The sequence below is a fragment of the Oceaniradius stylonematis genome, assembly GCF_965223445.1.
In the GTDB taxonomy this organism is placed as follows: domain Bacteria; phylum Pseudomonadota; class Alphaproteobacteria; order Rhizobiales; family Rhizobiaceae; genus Roseitalea; species Roseitalea stylonematis.
Map to the genome: position 1 here is coordinate 1,533,346 of NZ_OZ244994.1, position 25,980 is coordinate 1,559,325.

The 25,980-nt window shown below is 64.0% G+C and carries 20 protein-coding genes and 1 pseudogene; 14 read left to right on the forward strand and 7 right to left on the reverse strand.

The features are described from left to right. Nucleotides 1–212: 212 nt before the first annotated feature. The 6 genes from ACOQOU_RS07620 to ACOQOU_RS07645 all read right to left on the reverse strand — a co-directional run bounded on the left by ACOQOU_RS07620 (nucleotide 213) and on the right by ACOQOU_RS07645 (nucleotide 6,401). Complete coding sequence (locus tag ACOQOU_RS07620) at nucleotides 213–1,022, reverse strand: NAD-dependent epimerase/dehydratase family protein (RefSeq protein ID WP_306024918.1); 810 nt, start codon at nucleotides 1,020–1,022, stop codon at nucleotides 213–215. Further along, on the reverse strand, nucleotides 1,010–1,912 hold the full coding sequence (locus ACOQOU_RS07625; RefSeq protein ID WP_306024917.1) for a hypothetical protein: 903 nt from the start codon (nucleotides 1,910–1,912) through the stop codon (nucleotides 1,010–1,012). The genes ACOQOU_RS07620 and ACOQOU_RS07625 overlap by 13 nt, the downstream gene beginning before the upstream one ends. A 51-nt stretch (nucleotides 1,913–1,963) precedes the next feature. Beyond that, on the reverse strand, nucleotides 1,964–2,962 hold the full coding sequence (locus ACOQOU_RS07630; RefSeq protein ID WP_109765484.1) for a substrate-binding domain-containing protein: 999 nt from the start codon (nucleotides 2,960–2,962) through the stop codon (nucleotides 1,964–1,966). Nucleotides 2,963–3,021: 59 nt separating this feature from the next. Next, nucleotides 3,022–4,014 carry an ABC transporter permease gene (locus ACOQOU_RS07635; RefSeq protein WP_109765485.1) on the reverse strand — a complete coding sequence of 331 codons (993 nt, stop codon included), beginning with the start codon at nucleotides 4,012–4,014 and terminating at the stop codon, nucleotides 3,022–3,024. Further along, complete coding sequence (locus ACOQOU_RS07640; RefSeq protein ID WP_109765487.1) at nucleotides 4,011–5,573, reverse strand: sugar ABC transporter ATP-binding protein; 1,563 nt, start codon at nucleotides 5,571–5,573, stop codon at nucleotides 4,011–4,013. Before ACOQOU_RS07640 ends, ACOQOU_RS07635 begins: the two co-directional genes overlap by 4 nt. Nucleotides 5,574–5,729: 156 nt before the next feature. Then, on the reverse strand, nucleotides 5,730–6,401 hold the full coding sequence (locus ACOQOU_RS07645) for a GntR family transcriptional regulator (protein WP_109765489.1): 672 nt from the start codon (nucleotides 6,399–6,401) through the stop codon (nucleotides 5,730–5,732). Between the two features lie 107 nt (nucleotides 6,402–6,508). On the opposite strand from ACOQOU_RS07645, the gene ACOQOU_RS07650 reads away from it, so the two are divergent. The 10 genes from ACOQOU_RS07650 to ACOQOU_RS07695 are packed head-to-tail and all read left to right on the forward strand — an operon-like array spanning nucleotide 6,509 to nucleotide 15,594. Next, on the forward strand, nucleotides 6,509–7,378 hold the full coding sequence (locus ACOQOU_RS07650) for an SMP-30/gluconolactonase/LRE family protein (RefSeq protein ID WP_109765491.1): 870 nt from the start codon (nucleotides 6,509–6,511) through the stop codon (nucleotides 7,376–7,378). Between the two features lie 27 nt (nucleotides 7,379–7,405). After that, nucleotides 7,406–8,440 (forward strand): sugar ABC transporter substrate-binding protein, encoded by a 1,035-nt coding sequence (locus tag ACOQOU_RS07655; protein ID WP_109765493.1) that lies wholly within the window; start codon nucleotides 7,406–7,408, stop codon nucleotides 8,438–8,440. After that, nucleotides 8,379–10,058, forward strand: coding sequence for a sugar ABC transporter ATP-binding protein (locus tag ACOQOU_RS07660; RefSeq protein ID WP_420578865.1), 1,680 nt, complete (start codon nucleotides 8,379–8,381; stop codon nucleotides 10,056–10,058). Before ACOQOU_RS07655 ends, ACOQOU_RS07660 begins: the two co-directional genes overlap by 62 nt. Next, nucleotides 10,055–11,056: an ABC transporter permease gene (locus ACOQOU_RS07665; protein WP_109765495.1), complete on the forward strand. Its 1,002-nt coding sequence runs from the start codon at nucleotides 10,055–10,057 to the stop codon at nucleotides 11,054–11,056. Before ACOQOU_RS07660 ends, ACOQOU_RS07665 begins: the two co-directional genes overlap by 4 nt. 1 nt (nucleotide 11,057) lies before the next feature. Continuing rightward, entirely contained in the window at nucleotides 11,058–11,846 is a 789-nt protein-coding gene (locus tag ACOQOU_RS07670; protein ID WP_306024915.1) for an SDR family NAD(P)-dependent oxidoreductase, read from the forward strand. 22 nt (nucleotides 11,847–11,868) lie between these two features. Next, nucleotides 11,869–12,363 (forward strand): lactoylglutathione lyase family protein, encoded by a 495-nt coding sequence (locus tag ACOQOU_RS07675; RefSeq protein ID WP_306024914.1) that lies wholly within the window; start codon nucleotides 11,869–11,871, stop codon nucleotides 12,361–12,363. A gap of 40 nt (nucleotides 12,364–12,403) precedes the next feature. Next, complete coding sequence (locus ACOQOU_RS07680) at nucleotides 12,404–13,387, forward strand: C-terminal binding protein (RefSeq protein ID WP_306024913.1); 984 nt, start codon at nucleotides 12,404–12,406, stop codon at nucleotides 13,385–13,387. Between the two features lie 11 nt (nucleotides 13,388–13,398). Continuing rightward, nucleotides 13,399–14,070: an RraA family protein gene (locus ACOQOU_RS07685; protein ID WP_306024912.1), complete on the forward strand. Its 672-nt coding sequence runs from the start codon at nucleotides 13,399–13,401 to the stop codon at nucleotides 14,068–14,070. Continuing rightward, on the forward strand, nucleotides 14,051–14,971 hold the full coding sequence (locus tag ACOQOU_RS07690; protein ID WP_306024911.1) for a 2-dehydro-3-deoxygalactonokinase: 921 nt from the start codon (nucleotides 14,051–14,053) through the stop codon (nucleotides 14,969–14,971). Before ACOQOU_RS07685 ends, ACOQOU_RS07690 begins: the two co-directional genes overlap by 20 nt. Further along, the gene (locus ACOQOU_RS07695) at nucleotides 14,968–15,594 is read left to right on the forward strand and encodes a 2-dehydro-3-deoxy-6-phosphogalactonate aldolase (RefSeq protein WP_306024910.1); all 627 of its coding nucleotides are present in this window, start codon (nucleotides 14,968–14,970) and stop codon (nucleotides 15,592–15,594) included. The genes ACOQOU_RS07690 and ACOQOU_RS07695 overlap by 4 nt, the downstream gene beginning before the upstream one ends. Nucleotides 15,595–15,918: 324 nt before the next feature. Here the strand turns inward: ACOQOU_RS07695 and ACOQOU_RS07700 are convergent, their stop codons facing one another. Continuing rightward, nucleotides 15,919–16,050: a hypothetical protein gene (locus ACOQOU_RS07700; protein WP_306025181.1), complete on the reverse strand. Its 132-nt coding sequence runs from the start codon at nucleotides 16,048–16,050 to the stop codon at nucleotides 15,919–15,921. A gap of 102 nt (nucleotides 16,051–16,152) precedes the next feature. Here ACOQOU_RS07700 and ACOQOU_RS07705 point away from each other — a divergent pair. From ACOQOU_RS07705 to ACOQOU_RS07720, 4 genes and pseudogenes are all read left to right on the forward strand, one after another. Further along, nucleotides 16,153–16,278 (forward strand): annotated as a pseudogene (locus tag ACOQOU_RS07705) (IS5/IS1182 family transposase); the annotation flags it as partial. A 166-nt stretch (nucleotides 16,279–16,444) separates the two neighbouring features. Continuing rightward, entirely contained in the window at nucleotides 16,445–18,121 is a 1,677-nt protein-coding gene (locus ACOQOU_RS07710; protein WP_109765509.1) for a hypothetical protein, read from the forward strand. 139 nt (nucleotides 18,122–18,260) lie between these two features. Next, nucleotides 18,261–22,313: a hypothetical protein gene (locus ACOQOU_RS07715; protein WP_306024909.1), complete on the forward strand. Its 4,053-nt coding sequence runs from the start codon at nucleotides 18,261–18,263 to the stop codon at nucleotides 22,311–22,313. A gap of 79 nt (nucleotides 22,314–22,392) precedes the next feature. Beyond that, nucleotides 22,393–25,980 (forward strand): hypothetical protein, encoded by a 3,588-nt coding sequence (locus ACOQOU_RS07720; protein ID WP_306024908.1) that lies wholly within the window; start codon nucleotides 22,393–22,395, stop codon nucleotides 25,978–25,980.

The window sequence follows — 25,980 nt, forward strand, 5'->3', positions numbered from 1 at the left end:
CGACTGCGTTTCGCAAGAGAGGATTTGGCTCGATAGCGGAAGCCGCTGATATACAGCCGGCCCTTGCATCGACGCGCGGATCGCGGCCCTGATGGGCATGCGCACGCGCTTTTCATCTGATTGGCGGAAGTTGCCGTTTGGGCCATTTGCCGCCTCGGATTCCGGGGGCGCCGTTCTTCGACGCCGCGCCATGCGCGGCTTCATCCCCGCGGCTACCAGTCAGGGTGCCGCTTATCGATCGCGTTGGGCAGCGTCACGGTCACCAGCTTCTTCAGCGCTGACGTCAGGCGGATTGCCATCGTGATCTTTGCAGGGCTTCCATCTTCGGGCTCATACCCGATCAGCCGGCGCGTTTCGCTGATGTCCCAGCGCATGCCGGGATTGTCCGACATCAGGTTCAGCACCGCGAAGTCGACATCGGCCGCTTCGATCGCGGCCTGCATTCCGCTCAGGAAATCCCGGTCGCTCAGCCACATCTCCTGGCCCCATCGCCCCATCGCCATGTGTGGGCCCGGACGGTTGTCGTGGGTCCACTGGGTCCAGCCGATCCTCAGGCAGACGACCGACAGACCGTGGTGCTCGGCAAAATAAGCGCCGGTCCGTTCGCAGAAGAGCTTCGACATGCCGTAGGCGTTGATCGGACCGGGCGGCGTTGTTGAATCCAGCCGATCGCCGGTGAAGCGCTTGTCGCCGTGAAGCCAGTTCGAGCTGGCAAGGACGACCCGCTTCACGCCCCTGGCCGCGGCGTGGTGATAGAGCGTGAGCGTTGCATCCATGTTGTTCTTGATCGCCGACGGCCAGGTGGCGCCCGGCTCGCGGTCGCCGGCAAGGTGCACGATAACGTCCACACCCTCGAACAGGTCCGCCCAGACCGGCTCGGACGACAGGTCGGCGGTGTGGATCCGCGGATGGTCCGTGGGGCGAATGTCGATGCCGCTGACGGCGTAACCGGGCTTGGCCTCGAGCGCGTCGAAGAGCTTGCGGCCGAGGTGGCCGCCAGCGCCCGTAATCAGAACATGCATGTGATCAACTCCTGATCAGACGGCCCAAGGCCGATGTCACCGGGCACCTGATCGCCTGACCAGATCCGGAAGGTCTGGCGGAACGACATCGCCTCTCCACGTCCAAGCGTCTTGGCCGGGGAGTGCCATTCCGTTTCGCAGTAGGCATAGTCGCCCGAGTTGAAGACTTCGAACGGATGGCCGTGGGCCCAGGCATCGGCCTCTTCCTGAGGGTCGGTCGCACACAGAAGCCAGGTGTCGCCGTCGCCGAACCGGATCAGCGTGCGACCATCGGGGTTCGGCAGGCCGACCTTGAACTCCTGCCGCTCCGCACACGTGCACACAATGCCCGCGTCGGCCGGCTGGACAAGCGTTCCGGCGTTCCCGAAGACGGGCTCGATCGTTGGCGCGGAGGTCGCCACACCGATCGATGCGCGATGGTCGATCATCATCACGGACCAGATGCCCACATGGCGGGCCGCTGCGCCCTTGTTCGTGATCTGATGCTCGATCGACCATTCGGTTTCCGACGCAAGCGTGATGCGCCGCTGGACGGAAAGCGATGTCAGCGGGCAGTTCTCACTGGCCATCGCGATCCGGTCGCATGTCTGTGATTCAACGCCATAGGGTCCGGAATCGAGCATCGGGAAGGGCGCGCCGCCGATCCAGGCCGAATCCGGTGCGATCCAGGTTTTCTCGCCGCCCCAAAGCGGAAAGCCGAACTGCGGTGAGCGCGTCGGCAGCTCTCCGAGCGCGTTCAGATCGACGGCACGGCCAATGAGGTCCGGGTTCTGAAACAGAAGCGATCGGCCACGAAAGACAATGTCCCAGAGCCGTCCGCCGATGCCCGGCAGAAGCTTGAGTTCGAGGTCGCCTTTTTCGAGCGACAGGACGGTCCAGATCCCGGACATGAAAGGAACGTATCAGAACCGGCGCAACGATGGTTGCGCCGGTTCTTGTCGTCAGGCGTGTTTGAACTGGGCGACGTTGTCCGCCGTGATCGGCATCACGCCGGTGTCGACGCTCTCCGGGAGCGGGTTGATCCCGGCGGCCTTCCAGTCCGGAACGACCTTGATGCCGTCCGTGTTCTGCCAATGCAGCATGTGCACCGCAAGGAAGGCCTCGATGTAGGATTTCTGAGCCACGGCTCCGTGAATCGTGCCGTCCTCGATATAGGGCAGCATGTCGTCGTTGCGGTCCATGGCGACGATCTTGATGTCCCCGGCCCGGCCGGCTTCATTTACCGCGATCGCGGCACCCTTGCCGCTGTCGCCGTCGGTGCCGCCAATGCCGACAATGTCGGGATTGGCCTGGATGGCCTGAAGGTAGGCCGTCGGCGCATAGGACGGATCGGCCTTGTCGTTGACAACGTCTACGACCTCGATGCCGGGGTATTTTTCGGCGAAGATGGCCTTGTAGCCTTCCACACGCTCCAGCACGGACGGGGCCGGGAACGTACCGAGGATCACCTTGCCTTCGCCGCCTATCGCTTGGGCGAGCATTTCGCCGCCGATCTTGCCGGCGTTGAACCCGTTGATCCCCAGAAAGACGGATCGCTTGCTCTGTGGCACGTCACCGGTGCAGCAGGCGACGGGAATGCCCGCTTCGACCGCCCGGTCGATACCGGGCGCCATCGCCGCCGCATCGCCCGGAAAGATCAGCAGGCCGGCAGGCCGGCGCGCAATCAACTCGTCGAGCTGGCGCGCCTGCGCGGCGGTGTCGAAATCAAGCGGGCCGGTAAAACTGGTCTTCACACCCAGGGCATCGGCTGCATCCTCGAGCGCGGCGCGGTGGTCGACCCAGAAAGGCACCTGCGTCACGACAGACAGGAAAACGTATTCCATCCCGGCGCCCTGGGCGAACGCCTGCTTCGACAGCATTGGCAGGCCGAAGGCAGATGCCAGCCCGGCGGCCGCGCCGGCAGTGAGCAGGTTGCGGCGGTTTAATTTCAGATCAGTCATCGTGGTCTCCCTGTTGGATCAGTGGTCGTGGATTGCGGTTGCCGGAATTGAAGCGGGCATCAGGCCCGCTTGCTTCGGATCAGCATGTCGAGCGCAACGGCGCAGACGAGGACGGTGCCGATGACGATCATCTGCCAGTAGATCGACACGGCCAGCATGGTCATGGTGTTGTTGATCAGTGCGACGAACACGACGCCAAGGAACGCCCCGAGGATCGTTCCTTCCCCGCCGCGGAGCGACGCGCCGCCGATGACGGCCGCGGCCAGCACCTGAAGCTCCAGGCCGTTGCCGGCCGTGGGCGTGCCGCTCATCAGGCGCGAGGCGAGCAGCACACCGGCAAACGCCGCCAGGACGCCGGTCAGCGCATAGGCGATGATCCGCACGCGGTTGACGTTGATGCCCGAGAGCATTGCGGCTTTCTCGTTGGCGCCGATGAAATAGACCTGGCGGAAGAAGCGCGTGTGCCGGACGGCGAGGTCGAAAACGACCACGAGCAGGATCGTCACGATGACGATGACGGGAAAGCCGCCAAGATCGGCCTTGCCGATCCAGCCGAAGGCTGCGGGCAGGCTCGAGACGGAAAAGCCCTCCGTCAGGACCAGCGCGATGCCGCGCGCGATCGACATGGTACCGAGCGTCGCGATCAGCGGGTTGATTCCAAGCCCGGTCACAAGCAGGCCGTTGACCACTCCCACGACGGCGCCGAGAAGAAGGCCGCAGATCACGGCGACCGGAATCGGCAGGCCGGCCAGAAGAAGCATGGCGACAACCGTCGACGACAGCGCCATGACCGATCCGACGGAGAGGTCGAAGCCGCCCGAGGCCAGAAGGATCGCCATGCCGATTACGATGACCGCCGTGGGAGCCATGCCCACGGCAACGGCCCGGAAGTTCGAGAAACTCAAGAAGTACGGGCTCACATTCGCCATGACGATGATGATCGCGGCGATCAGGACGATGAGCGTCAGTTCGCGGACGTCGATGAACGCCTGCAGGACCCGGCGGAAGAGCGGCTTGCGCTCAGGTTCATCGGCCTGAAGAGTGATGGTCACGAGGCGGCTCCTGTGTGTACGGGATCGGGCGTCGCAATGGATGCGCGTTGACCGGCGGCCATCTGAAGGAGCGCGTCTTCGGTGGCATCATGAGCGGCGACATCACCCATGAGCCGGCCCTCGTGGATCACCAGGATCCGGTTGGACAGCGAGACGAGCTCGGGAAAATCCGACGAGACGATGATGATCGCCATGCCGTTGGCAGCGCAGCGCATCAGTTCGGTATGGATCTGGAACTTTGCCCCAACGTCGACGCCCTTGGTCGGCTCCTCGACGACAAGCAGGTCGGGTGCGCGCTTGAGCCACTTGGCCAGCATCACCTTTTGCTGGTTGCCGCCGGAAAGCGCGCCGATGCGTTCGCCGACGCCGCGCGTCTTGACGCTGAACGCGTCGATGGCTGAGCGGCTGGCCTGGCGAATGGATTCGGGGCGCATGATCCCGAATGAGGCATGGTCGGAAAGGCTGGCCGCGACAAGATTGTCGCTCAGCGATTGATCGAGAAACAGGCCCTCGGTCTTGCGTTCCTCGGGCACGAAGCCGACGCCGGCGTCCATCGCGTCGCGGAGAGAAGGAAACCGGACAGGCTGCCCCTTGAGCAGCACCTGCCCCGTCGCGCCGTGCATGAGCCCGACGATCGAACGGACGATCTCGCTGCGCCGGGCACCCATCAGGCCGGCAAGCCCGACGATCTCGCCGGCCTTCACCGAAAACGAGATGTCCTCGAAATGGCCGGATTGGGAAAGCGCCTCCAGCCGCAGCACCTCGCGGTGCGACGCGGTTCCGGAGCGTTGGACATCGCCGGGATGAGCGCTGCCGATCATTTCCGCGACGACCTGCTCCTGCGAGGTTTCGGAGGCGGGCCGGGTGCTGATCCGGCGACCGTCGCGCAGCACGGTCACCCGATCGGCAATGCGGAAGATCTCCGACATGTGATGGCTGACGTAGACGATGCCGATCCCCTTTTGGGTGAGACCGCGCAGGACGTGGAACAGCGCGTCCACTTCGTCCGGCGCGAGCGCCGACGTCGGCTCGTCGAGCAGCAGAATTCGGGAATTCAGCGAAAGCGCCTTGGCGATCTCGATGATCTGGCGCGAACTGATGGGGAGGCTGTCGACGGGCCGCGACACGTCGATGTCGAGGCCGAATTCGGACAACAGGGTTTCAGCGCGCCGGCGGAGCTCTCGCCAGTCGACGATGCCCATCCGCGAAGGCGCGCGCCCTGCATAGATGTTCTCGGCAACTGACAGCGCGCCGGCAAGACTGAGTTCCTGGAAGACGCATCCGATCCCGAGCGCCTGGGCGTGCGATGGGCTCTCGATCCGCATCTCCTCGCCATCCCGGTAGATCTTGCCCGCATTGGGCTGATGCAGACCGTAGAAAAGACCGAGACATGTGGATTTGCCGGCGCCGTTTTCGCCGCAAAGTGCGTGAATCTCACCGGGGCGCAACGCGAAATCGATGCCGTCGAGCACGGTGTTTGAACCGAAGCTCTTGCGAACCGAATCCAAGCGGATCAGAGGTTGGACCGCCTGCGCGGCCTGCCCGACACTTGACGACAAGATGCTTCCTCCCAACTGAAATATGACATCTGATATCTCAGATGTCAATCAGTCAGGAGGCATCGCGGAGTCAGGGATTCCGTCCGTGGTTCCGCCAGAAGGGTTGCAGGCGCCTCACAATGGCAACGCCCGTTCAATTCAGCCAGCAGGGAGCGGTCAGGCGACGGCCGTGCCTTCGAGGACGATCGTGGCGCTCTTGTAGGCCTGACGGGTTCGGTCGATGTGCTCGGCAAGGAGCTTCCGGATCACATCCATATTGCCGGTTCGGACCGCGGCCGCGATCTTGCGGTGCTCCTGGAACGACAACTCGGTGTGCTGCGGCAGTTTGGCGAGATGGGTACGCAAGGCCGCGATCTTGCCGACATACCGCGTGTAGCTCGCGGTCAGATAGTCGTTGCCCGCGTGCTCGAAGATGATCTGGTGAAAGGTGGTATCGAGTTTGAGATAGGCTTTCTCATTGCCCTTGGCACGCTCATCTTCCATCGCGTCGACGACCTTGGTCATTTCCCCGGCCAGCCCGTCGGGATCGCGGGCGAGCGCAAGTTCGAAGGCGGCCGTCTCGATCGCCTGGCGGAAATCGCAAATCTGGGTCACTTCCGCTTCGCTCAGGGTGAAGACGCGGGCCCCCTTTTGCGGCTCGATGCTGACCAGTCCTTCATCACGGAGTTGCGCCAACGCTTCCCGCACGGGAGACTTGGAAACGCTTAGCTCTTCGGAGATGCCGCGCTCCGACAAGGTCTGCCCCATCTTCAGCGTGCCGTCGATGATTCGGTTGCGAAGATACTCAAGGGCGAGTTCGCGCAGGGACTTGGGTCTCGCGAGGGCCATCGGCGGTCTCTCAAAAAAAGTGTTGCGGTCTGCAAAATATCTGATACACCAGATAATACAAGCTGGTATATTAGATATCAGTACGATCTCTGGGAGGAAGGTCGTCCATGCAAGCGCAATTGGTCGTTGACTGCAGGAACCAGCACGGGGAGGGGGTCTTCTGGAGCCCGTCAGACGGCATGGTTTGGTGGACGGACATCGAAGGTCGCGCGCTTTGGTCCTACGAGCCCTCTTCCGGCGACACCGCACGGCATGAAATGGCCGAACGCGTGTGCTGTTTTGCGCCGCGCGCCCGGGGCGGACTGATCGTGGCGTTTGCCGATCGGGTGTCGCTCGTCGATCTGGCGACAGGCGAGGAAACGCTGATCACGCATTTCGAACGTGGCAATCCCGAAACGCGCCTGAACGACGGTCGGACCGACCGGGTCGGACGGCTGATCGTCGGTGGTATGAATGAAGGGTCCGGCGCGGCCAATTCCTCGGTTCTTTCGATCGATACCGACCTTAAGGTGCGCACACTGTTCGACGGTGTGTCGTGCGCCAATTCGACGTGCTTCTCGCCGGACGGGTCGGTGATGTACTTCGCCGACACGCCCGACCGTGAGATCGTTGCGTTCGACTATGACCAGGCGACAGGCACGGTCTCCAATCGGCGGCTCCATTGTTCGTTTGCCGCCGAGCCCGGCTTGCCGGACGGCTCGTGCGTCGATGCCGAGGGCGGCGTCTGGAACGCGGAATGGGAAGGCCGCCGCGTCGTCCGCGTGGCGCCCGACGGCAGCATCGACCGCGTGATCGACGTGCCCGTCTGGAAGCCGACCTGCTGCGCTTTCGGCGGTCCGGACCTCGATACGCTCTTCATAACCACGTCGCGACTCATGAGCGGCGAGGAAGCTCTCAGAAAAGAACCGGAATCCGGCGGGCTTTTTGCCGTCAAACCCGGCGTACGTGGAGTGATTGACGCTCCCTTCAACGGATAAGCCAACCCACCTCAGGAGGAGACTGACATGCTGAAATCCGCAACAAAGGCGACCCTTGCCGTGAGCCTTGCCGCTCTCGCAACGGTCGCGCTCGCCCAAGACTACCCGGCGCCCGTACCGCTGGCCGAGGGCGCCCAGGCGCCGATCGACGCGATTGCTCCAAAGAACGAGCCGTTCCGGATCGCCTACATGCCGCCGGCGACGGAGTTCAACTACTACATCGCCATCGGCGAAGGCATCAAGGCCGTCGCGGAAGAGGAAGGCGCAGAGGTGTTCATGCTGGCTCCGCAGAGCGGCGCGGACATCAACGGCCAGATGGGCATGATCCAGGACGTTCTTACTCAGGACGTCGACGCGATCATCTTCGGCACGCACGACGAGTTTGCCGCCGCACCGCTTCTCAAGCAGGCGGTCGACAAAGGCATGGCCGTCGTGATGATCAACTCCGACATCCCGAACTTTCCGACCCCGATCCATGGCGTTGTGGGCTACTCGCAGCGCAATGGCACGCACAAGATCGCCGACTGGGCGATCGAGAACTATGGCAGCGAGCCGCTGAAGGTCGGCATCATCGAGGGGCAGCCGGGCTACCACTCGACCGAGCGCGTCGGTGGCTTCCTCGACGGCATTGAAGGCAATGAGAACTTCGAGGTCGTCGTCTCGATCGATGGCAAGTGGAACGTCGAGGGCGGCAACACCGCCGGCATGGACATCCTGCAGGCGCATCCCGATCTCGACATGATCTTCGCGGCCAACGACTACATGATCATTGGCGCGTCATACGCGGCCAAGGCACTCGGCCGGTCGGACATCGTGCTGCTCGGCAATGACGGCGATACGTCCGGTCTCGAGGAGATCGCTGCCGGCAACGTGACGGCGACGGTGAACACCTCTCCCTTCCTGATGGGCAAGGCGGCGATGCATGCCACGCTCGACGCCCTTGAAGGGACTTATCCCGGCGGCTGGATCGAAACGCCGACGACGATCGAGGACAGTGAAGGTGCACTGGCGGTCCTGCAGGAGCCCGAGAAGCTCTTCCCGCAGCCGTCCAAAGAGTACTGAGAACCTCCCTGTTCCCCGGTGGCGTGTGCGCATGCCGCCGGGGGGCGAAACGCCGCCCTACGGCCCTTCTGGTGAGAACAAGGCGATGACCGCACCGATCCCGCTTTGGGAATTTGTCGACGTCAGCAAGGCCTATCCGGGCGTCCTGGCCAATGACCGTGTCTGCATCAAGCTGCTCGCCGGTTCCATTCACGGCCTTCTGGGCGAGAATGGCTGCGGCAAGTCCACGCTGATCAAGACGTTGTCGGGCGTGCAGCAGCCCGACAGCGGCCAGATTCTGTTCAACGGCCAGCCGGTTGTCATCTCCGATCCCCAAGCCGCGCGCCAACTTGGCATTGCAACCGTCTTCCAGGAATTCTCGATCGTCCCGACCCTTTCGGTCGGTGAGAACATCTTTTTGGGCAACATGCCGCGATCCCGTTTCGGCGTCATCGACTGGAAGAAGGTTCACGCCGACGCCGCTGCGGTTCTGGCCGAACTGGAAGTCGATATTCCGACCGAGGCGATCACAGGCAGCTTGTCGGTCGGCGAGCAGCAGCTTGTCGAGATCGCGAAGGCGGTCGCGATGGATGCGCGGATGATCATCCTCGACGAGCCGACCGCGGCGCTCGGCGAAGACGAGATCGAGCGCCTGCACGGACTTCTGCGCAAGATGCGCGATCGTGGCGTTGCGATCCTTTATGTCTCCCACCGTCTCGACGAGGTGGAGCGGATCGTCGATGAGGTGACGATCCTGCGCAACGGCCGCGTCGTGCGCGCCAGCGGCGAAACCAAGATCAATGTCTCCGAGATCGTCAGCGCGATGGTCGGCGAAGACATCGCAGAGCACTACCCGAAAGAGCGTAACGCCACGCAGGAAGTCGTTTTCGAAGCCCGCGGGCTAGCGACGAACGCAGGCGTCACCGACGTATCGTTCACCCTTCATCGCGGCGAGGTCTTGGGCCTTGGCGGCGTTCTCGGCAGCGGGCGGACCGAAATTGCGCGCGCGCTCTTCGGCACTGACGATTTGACCGCCGGTGAAGTCCGGCTGAACGGTCGCAAGGTGAAGTTCCGGGCGGAGACCGACGCCATTCGGGCCGGCCTGGCGCTCGTGCCGGAGAACCGCAAGTTCGACGGGCTCTTCTTCAATTTCCGGGCCAGCGGCAACATCACCGCCGCCTCGCTCGGCGGCTTGGCCCGTTTCGGTGTGCTCGATCTGAAAGCCGAGGAAAAGGGGACCCGTGACCTCATTCGCGATTTGGAGATCTCGTCCCAGGCGGAAGAAAAAACCGTCAACTTCCTGTCGGGCGGAAACCAGCAAAAGATCGTTATCGCGCGCTGGCTGTTCTCCGACGCACAGGTGCTGATCCTCGACGAGCCCACGCAGGGCATCGACATCGGCGCGAAGATCGCGGTCTACAAGCTGATCAACAAGCTCACACGCGCCGGCAAGTCGATCATTCTGATCAGTTCGGATCACGATGAGCTTTTGGCCATGAGCGATCGCATCGCAATCGTCCAGCACGGCGCGATCAAGCGCACCGTGAATGCGGCGGAACTGTCCCACGACGACCTCGTCCGGGCGTCCGCCGATCCCATCGACCATAATCATCGTCATCCGGAGGAGGCTCTCGCATGAGGCGGGTATTCGATACGCAACTGATCGGCCCGTTCGCCGCGATGGTGATCGTGGCCCTGATTGTCGCCCTGACAACCGATCGCTTCCTGAACCCGGGCAATCTGTCCAACCTGTCCCTGCAGGTCAGCATCGTGGCATTGATCGCCATCGGCTCGACCATCGTGATCTTTGCGGCGGGCATCGACCTGAGTTCGGGGTCGATGGTGGCACTGCTGACGATGATCCTTGCGCAGATGCTCAAATTCATGGATTTGCCGCTTGCGTTGGCGATTCCGCTGATCCTGATCATCGGCGCATCGCTCGGCCTGCTGCTCGGTTTGATCACCGCCTATGGGCGAATACCGTCGTTCATCACCACGCTCGCCGCGCTTATCGCCTTCCGGGGGCTGGCGCTGACGTTCAACAACGGCTCGCCCATCTTCTCGCTCGACCCCGCGCTTGAGCCGATCTTCTACGGCAAGCTGATCGGCATTCCGCTGCCCTTTTTCTACCTCGTCTTCTTCTACGGCCTTGCCGCCTTCACGATGAATTTCACCAAGCTCGGGCGTGAGATCTACGCCGTCGGCGGCAACCCCGCCGCAGCCGTCCTGACCGGCATCAACGTCAGGAAGGTCCAGGCGACAACCTTCGTCATTGCGGGTTTCATGACGGCTGTGGGCGCCGTCCTTATGGCCGCGCGCCTCAACTCCGGATCGCCCAACTACGGCCAGACGCTGGAACTGCAGGCCATCGCGGCCGCGGTCGTGGGCGGTGCCAGCCTTGCGGGCGGCCGGGGCAACATCCTTGCGACCCTGATGGGCGCCATGACGATCGTCATTGTCCAGAACGGCCTCAACCTGAACGCGGCGCCGTCCTCGGTCCAGAACATCGTTCTTGGCGTGATCATCCTGCTCGCAGTCGGCATCGACATGTGGCGCGCCGAGATCTCGGCGCTGATGGCGCGCATCTTCAGACGCACGCCAAAGGCACAGACAGCCAGCGAGAAGAAGGCCGCCTGACATGGATCTCGGTCTGAAAGGAAAGCTCGTCCTCGTCACCGGCTCCGGGTCGGGTATCGGCAAGGCCACGGCCGCCACCTATCTGCAGGAGGGCGCCCGGGTGATCGTGCACGGGCTGACCGATGAAGAAGTTTCGGCTTGCGTGCAGGATCTGTCCGCGAGCGGAGACGTGAGCGGCAAGTCGGGCGATCTGACCAACAGCGATGATGCCGATGCGCTTTGCGCCTTCGCGCAGGAACTCGGTGAGCTCGACATCCTCGTCAACAATGTCGGCATCTTCTCGGTCAAGCCGTTCGAGGATCTGACCGACGACGACTGGATGCGGTACTTCGACATCAACGTCATGTCGGCGGTGCGCATGAGCCGGGTGTTCCTGCCCGCCATGCTGAAACGCGGCACCGGTTCGATCGTCAACATGGCCAGCGAAGCCGGTGTCAAGCCGCTGCCGCAGATGGTCCACTATTCGGTGACCAAGACAGCCATGCTCGGGCTGACCCGCGGCATGGCGGAATTGACCAAGGGCACCGGCGTCCGCGTCAACTCGATCCTGCCCGGTCCGACATGGACCGAAGGGGTTGCCGCCTATTTCGACGGGCTTGCCGCGCAGAAGGGCGAGCCGCTCGAAACCATCGTCGACAACTATTTCACATCGGACGAGCCGACATCGCTCATCCAGCGCTTCGTCCAGCCGGATGAAGTGGCGCGCATGATTGTCACGATTTCCGCCAGCACAGCCTCGAACGGTGCAGCCCACCGGATAGAGGGCGGCATCGTCCGCAGCATTCTCTGACACACGAAAAAAGGAGTCCCCCATGGCCGCGCTCACATTCTCGCACATCGGCATCACCGTTCCCGACCTCGAAAAGGCGGTGGAGTTCTATTCGAAGGCTTTCGGCATGTACGTCATCATGGGCCCGACCGAGATCCAGCACGACGACAGCGCCATCGGCCAGATGTGCGACGATGTGTTCGGCGAAGGCTGGGGTTCGTTCCGCATCGCCCATCTGTCGCTGGGCGATGGCGTCGGGATCGAACTGTTCGAGTTCCCCAACACGATCGAGGAAGAGCGTCCCTTCGAGTATTGGCGGCGCGGCCTGTTCCACTTCTGCATCCAGGACGAGGATGTCGAAGGGCGGGTCAAGCTTATCGAGAAACTCGGCGGCCGGCAGCGCATGGAGCAGGTGCGCAAGTACTATCCGGGCGAGAAGCCCTACCGCATGGTCTACATGGAAGATCCGTTCGGCAACATTTTCGAACTCTACAGCCATTCCTACGAGCTGACCTATTCGGCGGGCGCCTATGTCTAGGCATGACGCCTTTCGACCTCGAACCGACCGCCCGAAGGTCGTGATCACGGACTACGACTACGGTGATGTCAGTGTGGAGCGCGAGATCCTGGAAGCAGTGGGCGCGGAGGTGATTGCGCTGCAGGCAAAGCACGAAGACGACCTTTTCGATGCGGCTCCGCACTGCGCCGCGATGATGAACCAGTATGCGCGCATCGGCCGGGACACCATTTCCAGGATGCGCAAGTGCGAGGTCATCGCCCGCTACGGCGTCGGCGTTGACATTGTCGATGTCGAGGCGGCATCCGAAAGGGGGATTCTCGTCACCAACGTGCAGAACTATTGCACCGAGGAAGTCGCCGACCACGCCATTTCCTTGTGGCTGGCACTGGCACGCAAGCTGCCCGACTATGATCGTGCGACGCATGCCGGTGTCTGGCGCTGGCAAAGCGGTCAGCCGGTCTACCGCCTGCGGGGCCGGACCATGGGCGTCGTGTCCTTTGGCAAGATCGGACAGGCGATCGCGACCCGCGCCAGGGCATTTGGTGTCGAGATCATTGCCTATGATCCATTCTTGCCGGCCGCAGTGGCCGCGCAGCACGGAGTCGAACTGGTGTCGAAATCCGAACTGCTTGCGCGGTCGGACTATGTGCTGATGCAGGCGCCGATGACCCCGGACACGCGCCATTTCCTTTCCGATCCGGAGTTCGCGACCATGAAAGAGGGCTCCATCCTTGTGAATACGGGTCGCGGACCGACCGTCGACAACAAGGCTCTGTTTCGCGCGCTCACCGATGGCAGACTGGCAGCGGCGGGCCTGGATGATCCAGAGGAAGAGCCCGCCAAGCGCGCGCGATGGTCGCCCGCCGACAATCCCCTCTTCACGCTGCCCAACGTGCTGATCACACCGCACGTTGCCTACTATTCCGAGGAATCCATCCGCGCCGCGCGGGTCACGGCAGCGACGCAGGTGGCAAAGGTGCTGACGGGCCAGCAGCCCGACTATCCGGTCAATGCCGAGGCATTGGTCGCCCACGCTCACTAACGGAGATAGAAATGCTCAAGGTGTTCAACGAGTTCGAGCGCAAGCCCGACCTTCTGGCGAAGTTCGACAAGGTCCTGACCTGCTATTCCGCTACCGCGGTCTTCGCCGACGTGCAGTATCGCACCGGCGTGATGGACAGCGGCATCAAGCCCGCCTTCCGTGCCAAGGTCACCGGTCAGGCCGTGACCGTCCAACTGTCAAAGGGAGACCTTGTCGATCCGCTCAAGGCGCTTGAGATGGGCCAGCCGGGTGACGTGATCGTCGTCGACGCCGGCGGCGATCCGAACACATCGGTCTGTGGCGGCCTGATGGGCGGCTTGGCGCAGAACCGCGGCATCCGCGGCATGATCGTGGACGGCGCCGGTCGCGACACGGACGAGCTGGAAGACATTGGCTGGCCGATCTGGACGCGCGCGATCACGCCGCGCGGCACTCACACCATGTTTTCCGGCCGCAAGGAAGAACTGTCGATCAATGTCACGATCCAGTGCGGCGGCGTCGTTGTGAACCCCGGCGATTTCGTCGTCGCCGATTTGATGGGCGTCACGGTGGTCCCGCTGGAAAAGGCCGAGGAAGTCGTCGCGCTCGCCCAGGAGCAGGCCGACCGCGAAGAAGAGACCCGCAAATGGGTTGCTAAGGGCAAGACGGTCGAGGACTTGCTGAATGAATTCGGCCGTATCTGAGCCCGTGCTCATCGGGATCGACTGGGGAACCTCCTCGCTCCGCGCATTTCTGATCGGCGCGGGCGGAGAAGTGCTCGACAGCGTATCCTCGCCGGAAGGCATCATGCATGTCCCCGACGGGGACTTCGAACGTGTGTTTGCCAATCTTGTCGGACAATGGATGACCAAGGCCAGGCTGCCGGTTCTGGCTTCCGGAATGATCACCAGCCGGAACGGCTGGGTCGAAACGCCATACGAAACCGTGCCGCTCGGTGCCGACGACCTGGCCCGCGCGCTCGTCCCGCACCGTACAGCCTGCGGCGTCGAGCTTTCCTTCATTACCGGCGTGACCACCGAGCATGAATCCGGCCCCGATGTCATGCGTGGTGAGGAGACCCAGATCATCGGTGCCTCGGCGCTCGGCATGTCCGACGGCGTCTTTGTCATGCCGGGCACGCACAGCAAGTGGATTCGCGTGGTTGACGGGCGGATCGAGGACTATGCCACCTACATGACGGGCGAAATCTTCAGCGCGTTGAGGGGACACACAATCCTGGGAGCACTGATCGAAGATGGGCCGTTCAGCGCCGAGGGTTTCAAGCAAGGCGTGACGGCCGGCCTGAAAGAGCGGTCGAGCCTGCTGCACGACCTTTTCCATGTCCGCACGCTGCCTCTGATGGGCAAGATCGCGCCCACCATGGTGGCGGATTATCTGTCCGGCCTGCTGATCGGTGCGGAGATTTCCGCCGGCGCCGACCGTGGCAACAAGGATGGTCGGGTCACCATCATCGGGCGAAACGACCTTGCGGACCGCTACGAAACCGCGCTGGGCATCGCCGGTGTCGACAGCCGGCGCGCGCCCGACGACATCGTCGCCATGGGCCACTTCCTGATTGCCCGGTCGGCCGGGCTGCTCCTGTGAATACGCTCAGATCGGCACTTGACGCCGTCCCCCTCATCGCCATCTTGCGCGGCCTCGAGCCCTCGATGGCAGTGCCGGTCACGGACGTGCTCGTCGAAGCCGGATTCAGGATCATCGAGGTTCCGCTGAATTCGCCCGACCCGCTCGAATCGATCCGGCGGATCTCCGACCGGCATGGCGGCCGGGCCATCATCGGCGCCGGTACCGTGCTGACATGTGCCGACGTCGATGCGGTCGCCGATGCGGGAGGGCGCATCATCGTTGCGCCAAACATGAACCCGGCGGTTGGCACGCATGCTTTGGCGCGCGGCCTTTGGTGGTGTCCGGGCGTTTGCACGCCGACCGAGGCATTCGCCGCGCTCGATGCCGGGGCGTCTTTGCTGAAGCTCTTTCCCGCCGAGATGGTATCGCCGACCAGCATCGCAGCCATGCGCGCCGTCCTGCCGAAGGATGCAATTCTCGCCGCCGTCGGCGGCATCACGCCAACATCGATGGCCGACTTCCGATCGGTTGGTATCGACGGGTTCGGTCTGGGATCGGCGCTGTTCAAGCCGAGCTACACCGTGGACGACATTGCCAGACGCGCGCGCGCCTTCGTCGATGCACTGGAGCCATGCGGATGACCGGCTGCCGCCGGTTTCGTTGCAGCAGCGTCGACCGTGACATGGCACCCATACCGCCTGTCCGGTTCGTCCCACTGCCATCCATGATCTTGTCTCGGCCCCGTTAAAACTCTGCCGTTTTTTGCTCTGCCGAAAGGGGAGTATGGAACTCACCCCGTTTCTGGTCCGCGCCTCATGCGACCTTTCGGGTTTCGTTCAGCCGGGCCGCAAATTCGCTCGGCGTCAAGTTTCCAAGCCCGGAACGCGGACTGGTTTCGCTCTGGTAAGTTCTCCGGTCGTTGATCCGGGCACCGGCATCGTCCACCGACAGCAACCACGACGCGCTCAGCCCTCGATCCCCGGCAACGCCTCACAGGCCGCACCAATCCGGCCGCGCAGCCCGCGATGGCTCGGCTCGTTGGTGCGATTGGCTTTCCAGATCATCTCGACCCGCCGGTGAGCGAACTCGAACGGCATCGGGCAAAGCTTGAAGCCGATGGAAGCGAACCGCTTTCAGATGACGCCGCCCGGCAGCATCGCCATCAGGTCGGACGTCGCCAGCATGCGCGGGAACAGCACAACGTCATCGAACGCTTGTTCGGAAGGCTGAAGGGCTGGCGACCCGTCGCAACCCGCTGCGACAGCTGCGCCCACAGGTTCATGAGCGCCATCTGCATCGCCGCAACCGTCATCTTCCGGCTTTGAGCCCTGATCCTGGATTGAAGAATTCCAGAATCCGATTGTCATAAAGTCTATTCAGATGTAGCGTACAGGAAATACAGAATAAATTTGAGCCGTCGGCAAACAAGTATCGCGTCGTGTTGGCATTTTTTTGACCTGATCGTTTATCGATTTCGGGAGGGGTTGATTTATGTTTGAAGTCTCCGGGGCCGACAGGGCCGTGATTGCTGCTGCCATCGACAAGACCAAAGACAATGTGCCGCGAACGCTTGATCCCGCGGACAAGGAGGACGCGGCGGCAATTGCGTCCTTCCTGAAACTGACGGGGAAAACCAGGCAATCGCATCCCGCCCTGTTCGACGATCTCGACGCCGCGGCGAAGTCGGGCGCCGGCAAGGACGACGACACGCAGGCACTCCAGATCGTCGATGCGGGTCAGGACGCGCAGGGCCGGGCGACATGCCGGGCGTGGCATGTGGACAAGCGCGGTGCACTGATGAGCGGGAGCCTTGCGCTGGCGCTCGATTCTGACACGGGCGATATCGCGGCAATGGGCCACGCCAACCGCGTCGGTGGCGGCTACGCGCCGGCGGCAACACGCTCGGCGACCGCCAAGGCCGCGCCGGCGAACATGACGAGCGTCGGCTTCTACCACTCGCAAGCCGCGCCGGGCACGCCGCCTCGGTTCGGCATGGTCGCGAACACACAGGCGATTGAGCTGAACGCGCAGGCGGTGGCCGCCGATGTGACCGATCCGGTTATCAAGGTGAGCGGACACACCGAGATCGAGATCGGTCTCGGCCGTCCGCAGACCGGCCTTGATCTTGATTACTTCTACAATCAGGACACGTCGAACACACCGATCCTGCTCGTGCCGTTCACGGGGACGGTCAACGTCCAGCAGCCGCTCAATTACGTCGATCCGAACACCCACCAGTTCACGCAAGGGCTGAGCGTGACGACCCAACTCTACTCGGTCAGCGCCCAGCACAAGATCGACCATCAAAGCAGCCAAGGCCTGCTGACCCAGATCACCGGTGACACGAGCACGAACGTGGTGACGTGGAGCTATCCGTTCGATGCCGCCAGCCAGATGGAATCATTGCAGTTTCCGCCCTACGGGCCAGCGCGCGATACGCTGTCGGGCTTCTACTTCCAGTTCAACATTCCGGTGAACAACCCGGTGGCTCCGACATTCACGTTCAACGTGTGCAGCTATGATTGGCCCGACCAGCCGTCGGTCAACTGCATACAGATCCCGAACATCAAATTCTGGTGGCATTGCATCGCCGCCGAGGCGTCGGTCACGATGGCGGACGGCGCCGAGCGGGTGCTCGAAGAGGTCGACAACACGGCCCGCGTCCGGACCGTGCATGGCGGGTCGCTGGGTGTGGAGGCTACCACCCGGGCGCTCCACAATGCCGGCGCCACGCCGCATCCGGTCGACCTGGTGTTCGAACTGATGACGAAGAGCGGACTCTCGGTGATCTTGACGGGCGGCCACCCGGTCGTCACGCCGGACGGCCTTGCGCATGCCTGTGACCTGAAGCCGGGTGACGCGGTGCTGACACGGGACGGGACCGACAGCGTGGCAAGCTGCGAGGAGTCCCGCTACGACGGCATTTTCTGCAACCTGAAGCTGGTGGACGAGACGGACCGGGAGGCTGGTCGAAGTCTTGAGGTTGGCACGTTTTACGCCAACGGAATCGCGGTCGGCGATTTCAACGCCATGGCACAGCTGCACCGCAACAACACGCGTTCGCTCGAATACATGCGGGCGCGCCTGCCTGAGCGCTATCACACCGACTACGCCAGCACGCTGGAAATGATCGCGCACGACAACGTCAAGTATGGCGGAAACTTCTGACCATGCCGTGCCCGCCGGTGACCGGTTCCCGGCGCGGAGGGTCTTTGGCGGCAGCGTTTGCGGGTTTGGGCCCGTGCGTCCGTCGCCGGTTGGTGCACGGGCGTAGACAGCAGGCGGTGCATGCCGCGGGGATGCAGACATGAGCGGCGAAACGATCGATCCGGCGACCACCTTCTCCTCCATTCAGTATGTGGATCCGTTCGCGCCGCTCCCGCTGGCCAGCACGCAGGCCGGGGTGACCGCCAATCTGAACACGACGGGCGTGACGGGCGGTTACGTCGCCTATGCCCGGCTTCTGGAGAACAACCTGCCCATCGGCTATGGCACTGGGTCGACGGCCAACACCGTGCGAGTGCTCAACGCGATGCCGCTTGCAGCCGGGCCGTCCTACATCATTCAGGTCCAGTTCGGGGGAAGCGGGCAAAACCCGGCCGATCTGGACTGGTCGAACACCGCCAACATCGCGTCCGCACCCGTCGTTACGCAGCAGGCGCGTGTCCGCGTGCTTTCCGTGTTGGCGTCCAGCATCGATTTTACCTGGGAGATCCCCAGCGGCGCGCAGATCGGTGGTATCTATCTGCAGTTGATCGACGATTCCAGCGGCAGTCTGACGGGCGACTATTACCTGGGCAGTGATGCTGAAGCCACCATCGCCAATCTGAGCCTTGACCCGCAGCAGACCTATTCGGTCCGGATATCGGCCGTCCAGCCTGTCGTCGGAGCGACGGCTGGCGGCTTCAGCGCACCCTTCACGACAGGCCCGGTGAGCGCGCAGCAGATCGTCCCGACCGCATCGCCGGCCATCTCCGCGATCCGTTTCGACGGCGGACAGGCGAGCGCCGTCTGGAGCCTGCCCGCATTGCCGACCGGCGAGGTGGTGGCCGCCCCGCGCTATGAAATCCTGCTGTTGTCGGGCACCGACACTGTTGCGGCAGCCGAAGCCGGCGACAAGGGCGGGCAATTGGTCACCGGCGCGCTGGACACACTCTCCTCGCCTGCGGTCGCCGGGCGCGTGATCTACGGAGCTTTCGTGGGTCCCCCTGGCGCGGCGGTGGCGATCGAGCCGCAACCGCCGCAGATCGTCGATGCGACGGTGACGCTGGCGAGCGGAAAGAACACGATCGCGGCGACCTTCGTCACTCCGGGCGCGCTTTCCACCGACCGGGAACTGAGCGCGGTGCTTTACACCAACGGCGTCGCCGGCACCGCCAAAACCGCGACGGCCACCCCTGCCGCCATTACATGGGACAACATCACGCCGGCGGGCAATACCGTCTACGAAATCGAAGCAACAATCATCAACACCACGGGCGGCAAGACCAGCCAGGGGCCGAAATCGCAACGGCTGACCGTACCGCTCGGCGCCGCGCAGATCAGGTCGGCATCCTATGACGGCAAGACGATCACGATCGATGTCGACTTCGATCCGGGCTGTCCGGTCGATGGCTACACCGTCACGCTCGACAATGGCGGAACGCCGGCCACCGTGTCGGCCGGCCCGACCATGCCGATCTCCATCCCGTATGATCTGGATCTGTCCAAGACGTGGACGGCAACTGTCACGCCCGTGATGGGGATCATCACCGGCGTCGTCTCGGCTGGTGAAGCAATCACCTTGCCAACGATCGCCGCGCCGGTTCTGAAGTCGGTCATCTATGACGGCTCGGTGCTGCATCTGCAGTGGACCGCGGCGGTGCTGCCCTATTTGACCGGCTACCAGGTGACGGTGACCCCTTCCAGCGGCAGCCCGATCGTCCTGTCCGCCGGTCCGGAAACCAGCCTGTCCTTTCCACTCGATCCGGCGACGGCAGTCGGCGCCACGGTGGCGCTGGTCGGCGTCTCGCCGCTTCGCAACACCGCTGCCTCCACCGCAGTCAATATTCTGACCGATGCCGTCGAAATGGGCGCGGTGAGCGTTTCCGGATCGACCGTGACAGCGGCCTGGACCGTCTCGGGTTCGCCCACCGTCCAAGCCGAACTGCTGACGGGAGACACGACGACTTCGGTTCTCGCCAATGCCTCGACGACGGGCGTCAGCTTTGCCGTGCCGAGCGATACTTCCCAGCCCTACCGCCTGCAGGCGCGCATGGTCAGCACCGATGGCGTCGCGATGGGCCCGGTCTCGGCGCGGGCGGATCTCCTTTTGACGGCACCGCAGCTTCTGTCCGGGCGCCTTGGCGAAGGCCGCGCCGATCTGGTCTGGGAGTTGGGCGGCCCGTTCGCGGCCGACAGCTTTGTCGTCACCGCAACGCCGACGTCCGGCTCGGCCGCCAGCCTGACCGTTGCCGGGTCCGCCTATGACGGGCCGGCGCCGGACGCGTTCTTCGAAGCCGGGGCGCTGACGATCGCAGCGCGCAACGCCTTCTGCACGGGGCCGGCGGTGAGCGTTCCGATCAAGGGGGCCGCCGTGGTCACCGGCGGTGACTACGAGGACGGCACGCTGTCGGTGAACGTCACGCTTGGCACCGAGACGAGCGGGGACATCTACTGGCTCGACGTTCTGGCCGATGGCGGGCTTCTGGCACGCGAGGTGTTCACGGCGACCGGGACCGCGTTCACCCAACCCTTCACCATCGACGTCGGCGTGCCCGATGGCGCCAACGTGGCCGTGGTAATGGCCGGCGTCGGTCCCAAGAGCCTGACACCGGCGAGCGCGCGCATGTCTGTGCCGTCGGGTGTGCCGGTGCTTGACGAAGCGGCCTATGAAGGCACGAAACTGCATGTGAACTGGCAGCCTGGACCCGGTCCCGGCATCGGCGGCTATCTCGTCTCGGTGGCCGGCGGCAGCCCCGCCATCGCCGATACGTTCGTCGCCGGCGGCGACAGCGAGATGGCGACAATCGATGTGGGCGCGAGCATTTCCTATCCCTTCGGCGCCGGTGTCGCGGTCAGCGTGCGTGCCGCGTCCGGCAAGACGTCGGGCGCCGCTTCGGTCAGCGGCGAGCCCGGAGCGTCCAGGCCGCCGGTGCTTGCCGGTTACGCCTATGGCGCCGGCGTGCCAGCGGCGGGCGATCCGCCTTATGTGTTCCGGCGCGGCGCCTATCAGGCGCTGGCCGACGTGCACGGCAATGCGATCGAGCTCTATCTGCCCTCGCCGTTCACCACCGGCACGCCGACCGTGCCGTCGAGCGCTTCGCCGACCTTCAAGCTCGAGCCGGCGCCCAGCGGCTCGACGCTGCCCTACAAGCTGACCCTGAGCGACGATGTCTGGACCACTTTGGGATCGAGCGGTGTGCGCGCCGCATTGCGCACCGACTATGTCTCGTTTCTCAACGATGTCGAGGATACCGGCGTCTTCCCCTGGGCAATCGCCCTGATCCGGCAGATCATCGCGCAGGCCATGCCGCAGACCTTCGAAGAAGTGCTCTACTACCGCTACGGCCTGTGGCGCGACGACAGCATCCGTGTCGCCGACCTGACGCCGGGAACACGGCTGCAACTGTCGAACGCGCTCTATCAGGCGGTGGTCGGCGGCAGCAGCGAGAAGAACGGCTTCCTCGCACTCGGAACCGAAATGTTCGATCTCGCCGATGTGATCCCGCAAGGCGGCGGCGGCGCGCTGGCGACGGGTGCCGCGCGCAGCCTTTCGGTCGATGCGTTCCTGTCCCTTGTCTATCCGGGTGGCGGCAACGCCAACAATGGCCGGCCTGTCGCCGCCGGCGCGATCGACTTTTTCGACGACCAGAACCGCCAGGCCTATTACCGCCTTTTCTATCCGGCGCAGTTCACCGGTTCGGGCAGCAATGGTTCGACGTCGCTGACCAGCAACGTCACGCTGATCGGCACGACCAGCTGGAAGACGCTGTCGACGATCACCGACCAGTATGCCTCGACCGGCACGTTCCCGACCGGCACCGACTATTTTGCGACCTATTTCCGGGGCCGTTCGGCCGTCACACCGCTGGTCGCCTTCGCGGTGCAGGGTGAAAACCGGTGGGCGCCGCTTGGCACGACGGTGCGGCAGGCGCTTGCGACGCAAGGGCTCGCCGCGTTCGCCGGCGGTGAGAGCGGGAGCGCCCTGACGATGAGCCGCGCGACGGCAAACCTTTTTGCCTATCCCGTTGCCGCTCCGGGCCTTTCCCTCGATCCCGTCGATCTGACCGACACGGCCCTGGGCGGCGTGGTGCCGTCAATGTGGCCATTGGACATGCCGGTCGTCGGCGGAGACCAAGTGTCGCTGAGGCAGTCCTGAACCGGGTCGGTCTCCGGCGCGGCTCTTCCGCGGCCGGCGATGCTGCCGACCGGGGCGGCGAGCAACGAGCGAGAGACGTGTGACCAACGCCCAATTCACACAATCGGCCAACGAACCCCGGCTTTACTGGCTCGATGGCGGCACGTGGGAGACGGCGGGTGCGTTCGGCATGGTGCTGTTCGGCGATCCGGCATCCGTGCCCGCTTCGCTGTCGCTCGCCGACACGTGGCTGACCCATCGCGGGTTCTACGTGACGGTCACGATCAAGCCCGACGCAAGCAAAGAGACGGCCTTCACCGATGCCGTGCTCGCGCTGGCCGAGCGCCTCGGCGGCGGGGCCCGCTTCGTCTGGCTGGAGACGTCCGATGCCGGCGTCCGCGGCTGGGGCGAACGGGTGCTCTACGTCACGCAGGCGGACGGGGCGACCGACGGCACGATCAACCGGCCGAGCGTCTTCGCTCTCGGCGCCTACCGTTTCACGGTTTCGGGCGGGCAGACAATCGGCCAATGGGGCGATGGTTTTTCCTTCGATAGCCCGGCGCCGCCCGCGTTCCAACTGGTGACCGATGCCAAGGCGTGGCCCCTGGCTCCTGTCTCGCAGGGCGCCGTTGTCCTGTCGGTCGACGGAGCGACAGCCGGAACGTTCCGCGTCGACGGCAGCCTCGATGGCGGCGTTGCCGATCTCGACCTGCTCGATGTCGGGTTTCGCTACGGCGTGCCGGACCAGAGCGACCCGAACGGCTTTCATCTGGTTTCGCTGCGCTATCCGTTGTTCAAGGGCACCGGTGCGGCGATCCCGATCTCGTTCCTGTGCGATCCGGCCGGGGTTCTCGACCCGGCGCGCACCCAGCTTTCCTATCGCGGGAGTTCGATCCCCGCCCACGACACGCACTACACATCGCAGCTTGGCTATGGCATCACGCTGACCCCCAACGGCATCGACGCGGCGACCGGCCTTCCGGCCGGATTTGCCTTTCACAGGCGGCCCGGTTCACGCACCGCGCTCGATGCGGACGACCCGCTCTATCTGGCACCGATCGGCGCCTTCACCATGGATGTCGGCACGCCGCCCGGCGGCGCAGCGACCCCCGCCGCGCGGCTTACCGGCGGCATTTCCGGGATCGAATATTTCGGCTTTTCGGACGCTGGTTCGGTGCCGGTTTCGTTTCATCCGGCCAAGCCCGCCTTCGCCCCCGATTTCCCGCCGCAGAAGACGGACGAAGCCACTGGCGCGCCGGTGGTGCCGGAAGATACGCCGCTGTCGCACCGCGCCACCACGGCCAACGCGGTCGTTGCGCCGCCGTCCGGCGGCGAGGCCTGGTATTATGCGCAGCCCAGCGATGGCGCGTTCTTTCATATCCGGCCCGATGGGGGAGGACCGCCCGCCGATGCGCTGTTGCCCTATCTGACGTTTCTTGAACTGGTGACCAAGGATGTCGGCGCAAGCCAGCCCGATGCATATCCGCTGGTGCCCTATGCCGGCGTCGAGGAAGACGATCTGGCGACCGTCCAGGCGCTGGAAGCGCAGATTCTGAGCCCGCTGCGCCGGGCCGCACTCGGCGTTCAGGCGCATCAGGCGCCATTGGCCGCGCACCCCGAGGCAATGCTGGCGCAAACCGACTTCGAGGCGGTGACGCCGCAGGGCATTCTCGCGCAGTTCCAGTCGGGCACGATGACGTCGCTGATTCTCAGCAAGGCGCCGGTGGCCGGGCAGTTGCCGCAGCTCGCGTTCAACCAGCCCAGCGATACGTTTCGCGGCGCACTCCAGAGCAACCAGCTCTTCATGGTCGCCTGCGACGGCGCCCTGTTGCTGCAGAACATCGATCTGAACTACTGGATCACCGAGGATGTGCTCGGCGACCTGACCCGGCTGAGCGGCGCGGAGGCCGTGCCGGCCGATGTGGTCACGCTGCTTCAGCAGCAGGGCCGCACGCCGCAGACCTCGCTGAGCGCGTTCACGGCCATGCTGCAGGGCATCCTGACCGGCGGCAATGCGCAGTACATTCCGACCGTGACGAAATACTCGGTCTATTGCCAGCTCGACGTGGAGGGCTGGCGCTTCCGACTGTCGCCGACGCTTTGGGCCGACCAGCAAGCCCATCCGCCGATCATGATCTTCAAGTTCGCCGCCGGCAGTCTGTATGACTTCGTGCAGAACACCGATGCATGGGCATGGCCGGACGTGGGCAAGCTGAACGGGTCACTTGCGAACACGAAAGAGCTGCTCAATCGCATCATTTCCGACGCCGTCGCCGACGTTGAAACCAATGGCGGCGCCAGCATGCTGTCGAACTTCGTCACCGGCATCGTCAACAATCCGGGATGGATGGGCGTTCTGTTCCTGAACGCCAACGTGCCGTTCAGTTCGGTTCCTCCGGAACTGTCGGGTTTGGCCGCCGGCATTTCGCCAGAGGAGTTCCGCGCCCACCATGTCGGCATCTCTGTAACGCCGATCGATATCGATGCCGGCAACCGCACGCTTTCGCAGGGCGACAGCGCCGTCTTCGGGCTCATCGACTACGACCAGCCCGAGGACATCGCCCATATCGAGGGCGATTTCGACTTCAAGGTGCTGTTGCTGCAGGTGCTGTTTATCAACTCGGCGATCGCCAATTTTGCCGGGCGGATCGAACTGTTCGTCAACCGGCTCTTCAGCCAACTTGTGACGCTCTACGAAAGCGAGCATTACAACAACATCCTGCTCGAAGGCAGCTATCAGCGCCAGGGCACGTCCGGGCACTATGTCTTCGCCACCGGTGCCGCCAACGTCTTCGGCGCCGACAGCGTGGGGCAAGGCGGATCGGACAACAGTTCGGTTCTGACGCAAACCGAATTCGACCAGGCGCAATTCGTCACCGCGACCGCCGATACGGCGACCAGCGCGACGACGCGCACCCGTTTTCTGCTGCAGGGCAAGCTGCGGTTCGCCGATCTGCCGCGTTTCGATGCGTTCTCGTTCGGGCCGGTGCTCGACCGCAACGGCGTTCGGGTGGCCGACGGATATCTGTCCTTTTCGGGCGTTTCCGTCGACATGGATTTTCCGGTCAGTGCGCCCGACCAGCGCACGTTCCGGTTCAATCTCGGTGAAATCTCCTTCGATCCCGCATCGAGCAAGGCGCGGCCGACCAGCTTCTTCCAGCGCTTCCCGCTGCAGGTCGGCGGGCTGATCGAGGGGCAGCCCGGCAGCAAGCCCAGGGATCTGGGCTATCTGGGGCTCGAAACGCCGCTGTCGCAGCCCGGGTTCAGCGGCGCCTGGTATGGTCTGGTCTTCAATGTCGATCTGGGCACTTTGGGCGCCCTGTCGTCGGCGCCGGCGCTCGGTGCCGGCATACTCGTGGCCTGGTCGCCGACCGCGACGGGCGCCGATGTCAATGTCGGCCTGAAGCTGCCGGGGGTCGAGAGCGTCAAGTCGCTGATGCCGATCCAGGGGGTGATCGATCTGGGGTTCAACGCGATTGATGTGACGGCGGACGGCGCGACGGCCGATCCGCCCGATCCGGCCTATGTGCTGCGGTTCCGCGACTTCTATCTGCGCTTTCTGGGCTGGAAGTTCCCGCCCGGCCAGAACACGATCGCCCTTTTCGGCAATCCCGATGCCGCCACCCAGGATATCGCCACCGACCGGGGGGCGCTGGGCTGGTATGCCGCTTACGCCAAGAAGGAATAG

Bases quoted from the DNA above. Each gene is read 5' to 3' on its own strand.
- ACOQOU_RS07645 (WP_109765489.1), bottom strand. From the start codon at position 6,401: ATGGCCCTCGCGAGACCCAAGTCCCTGCGCGAACTCGCCCTTGAGTAT.
- ACOQOU_RS07650 (WP_109765491.1), top strand. From the start codon at position 6,509: ATGCAAGCGCAATTGGTCGTTGACTGCAGGAACCAGCACGGGGAGGGG.
- ACOQOU_RS07620 (WP_306024918.1), bottom strand. From the start codon at position 1,022: ATGCATGTTCTGATTACGGGCGCTGGCGGCCACCTCGGCCGCAAGCTC.
- ACOQOU_RS07690 (WP_306024911.1), top strand. From the start codon at position 14,051: ATGAATTCGGCCGTATCTGAGCCCGTGCTCATCGGGATCGACTGGGGA.
- ACOQOU_RS07675 (WP_306024914.1), top strand. From the start codon at position 11,869: ATGGCCGCGCTCACATTCTCGCACATCGGCATCACCGTTCCCGACCTC.
- ACOQOU_RS07685 (WP_306024912.1), top strand. From the start codon at position 13,399: ATGCTCAAGGTGTTCAACGAGTTCGAGCGCAAGCCCGACCTTCTGGCG.
- ACOQOU_RS07670 (WP_306024915.1), top strand. From the start codon at position 11,058: ATGGATCTCGGTCTGAAAGGAAAGCTCGTCCTCGTCACCGGCTCCGGG.
- ACOQOU_RS07655 (WP_109765493.1), top strand. From the start codon at position 7,406: ATGCTGAAATCCGCAACAAAGGCGACCCTTGCCGTGAGCCTTGCCGCT.
- ACOQOU_RS07630 (WP_109765484.1), bottom strand. From the start codon at position 2,962: ATGACTGATCTGAAATTAAACCGCCGCAACCTGCTCACTGCCGGCGCG.
- ACOQOU_RS07710 (WP_109765509.1), top strand. From the start codon at position 16,445: ATGTTTGAAGTCTCCGGGGCCGACAGGGCCGTGATTGCTGCTGCCATC.
- ACOQOU_RS07715 (WP_306024909.1), top strand. From the start codon at position 18,261: ATGAGCGGCGAAACGATCGATCCGGCGACCACCTTCTCCTCCATTCAG.
- ACOQOU_RS07625 (WP_306024917.1), bottom strand. From the start codon at position 1,912: ATGTCCGGGATCTGGACCGTCCTGTCGCTCGAAAAAGGCGACCTCGAA.
- ACOQOU_RS07665 (WP_109765495.1), top strand. From the start codon at position 10,055: ATGAGGCGGGTATTCGATACGCAACTGATCGGCCCGTTCGCCGCGATG.
- ACOQOU_RS07700 (WP_306025181.1), bottom strand. From the start codon at position 16,050: ATGCCGTTCGAGTTCGCTCACCGGCGGGTCGAGATGATCTGGAAAGCC.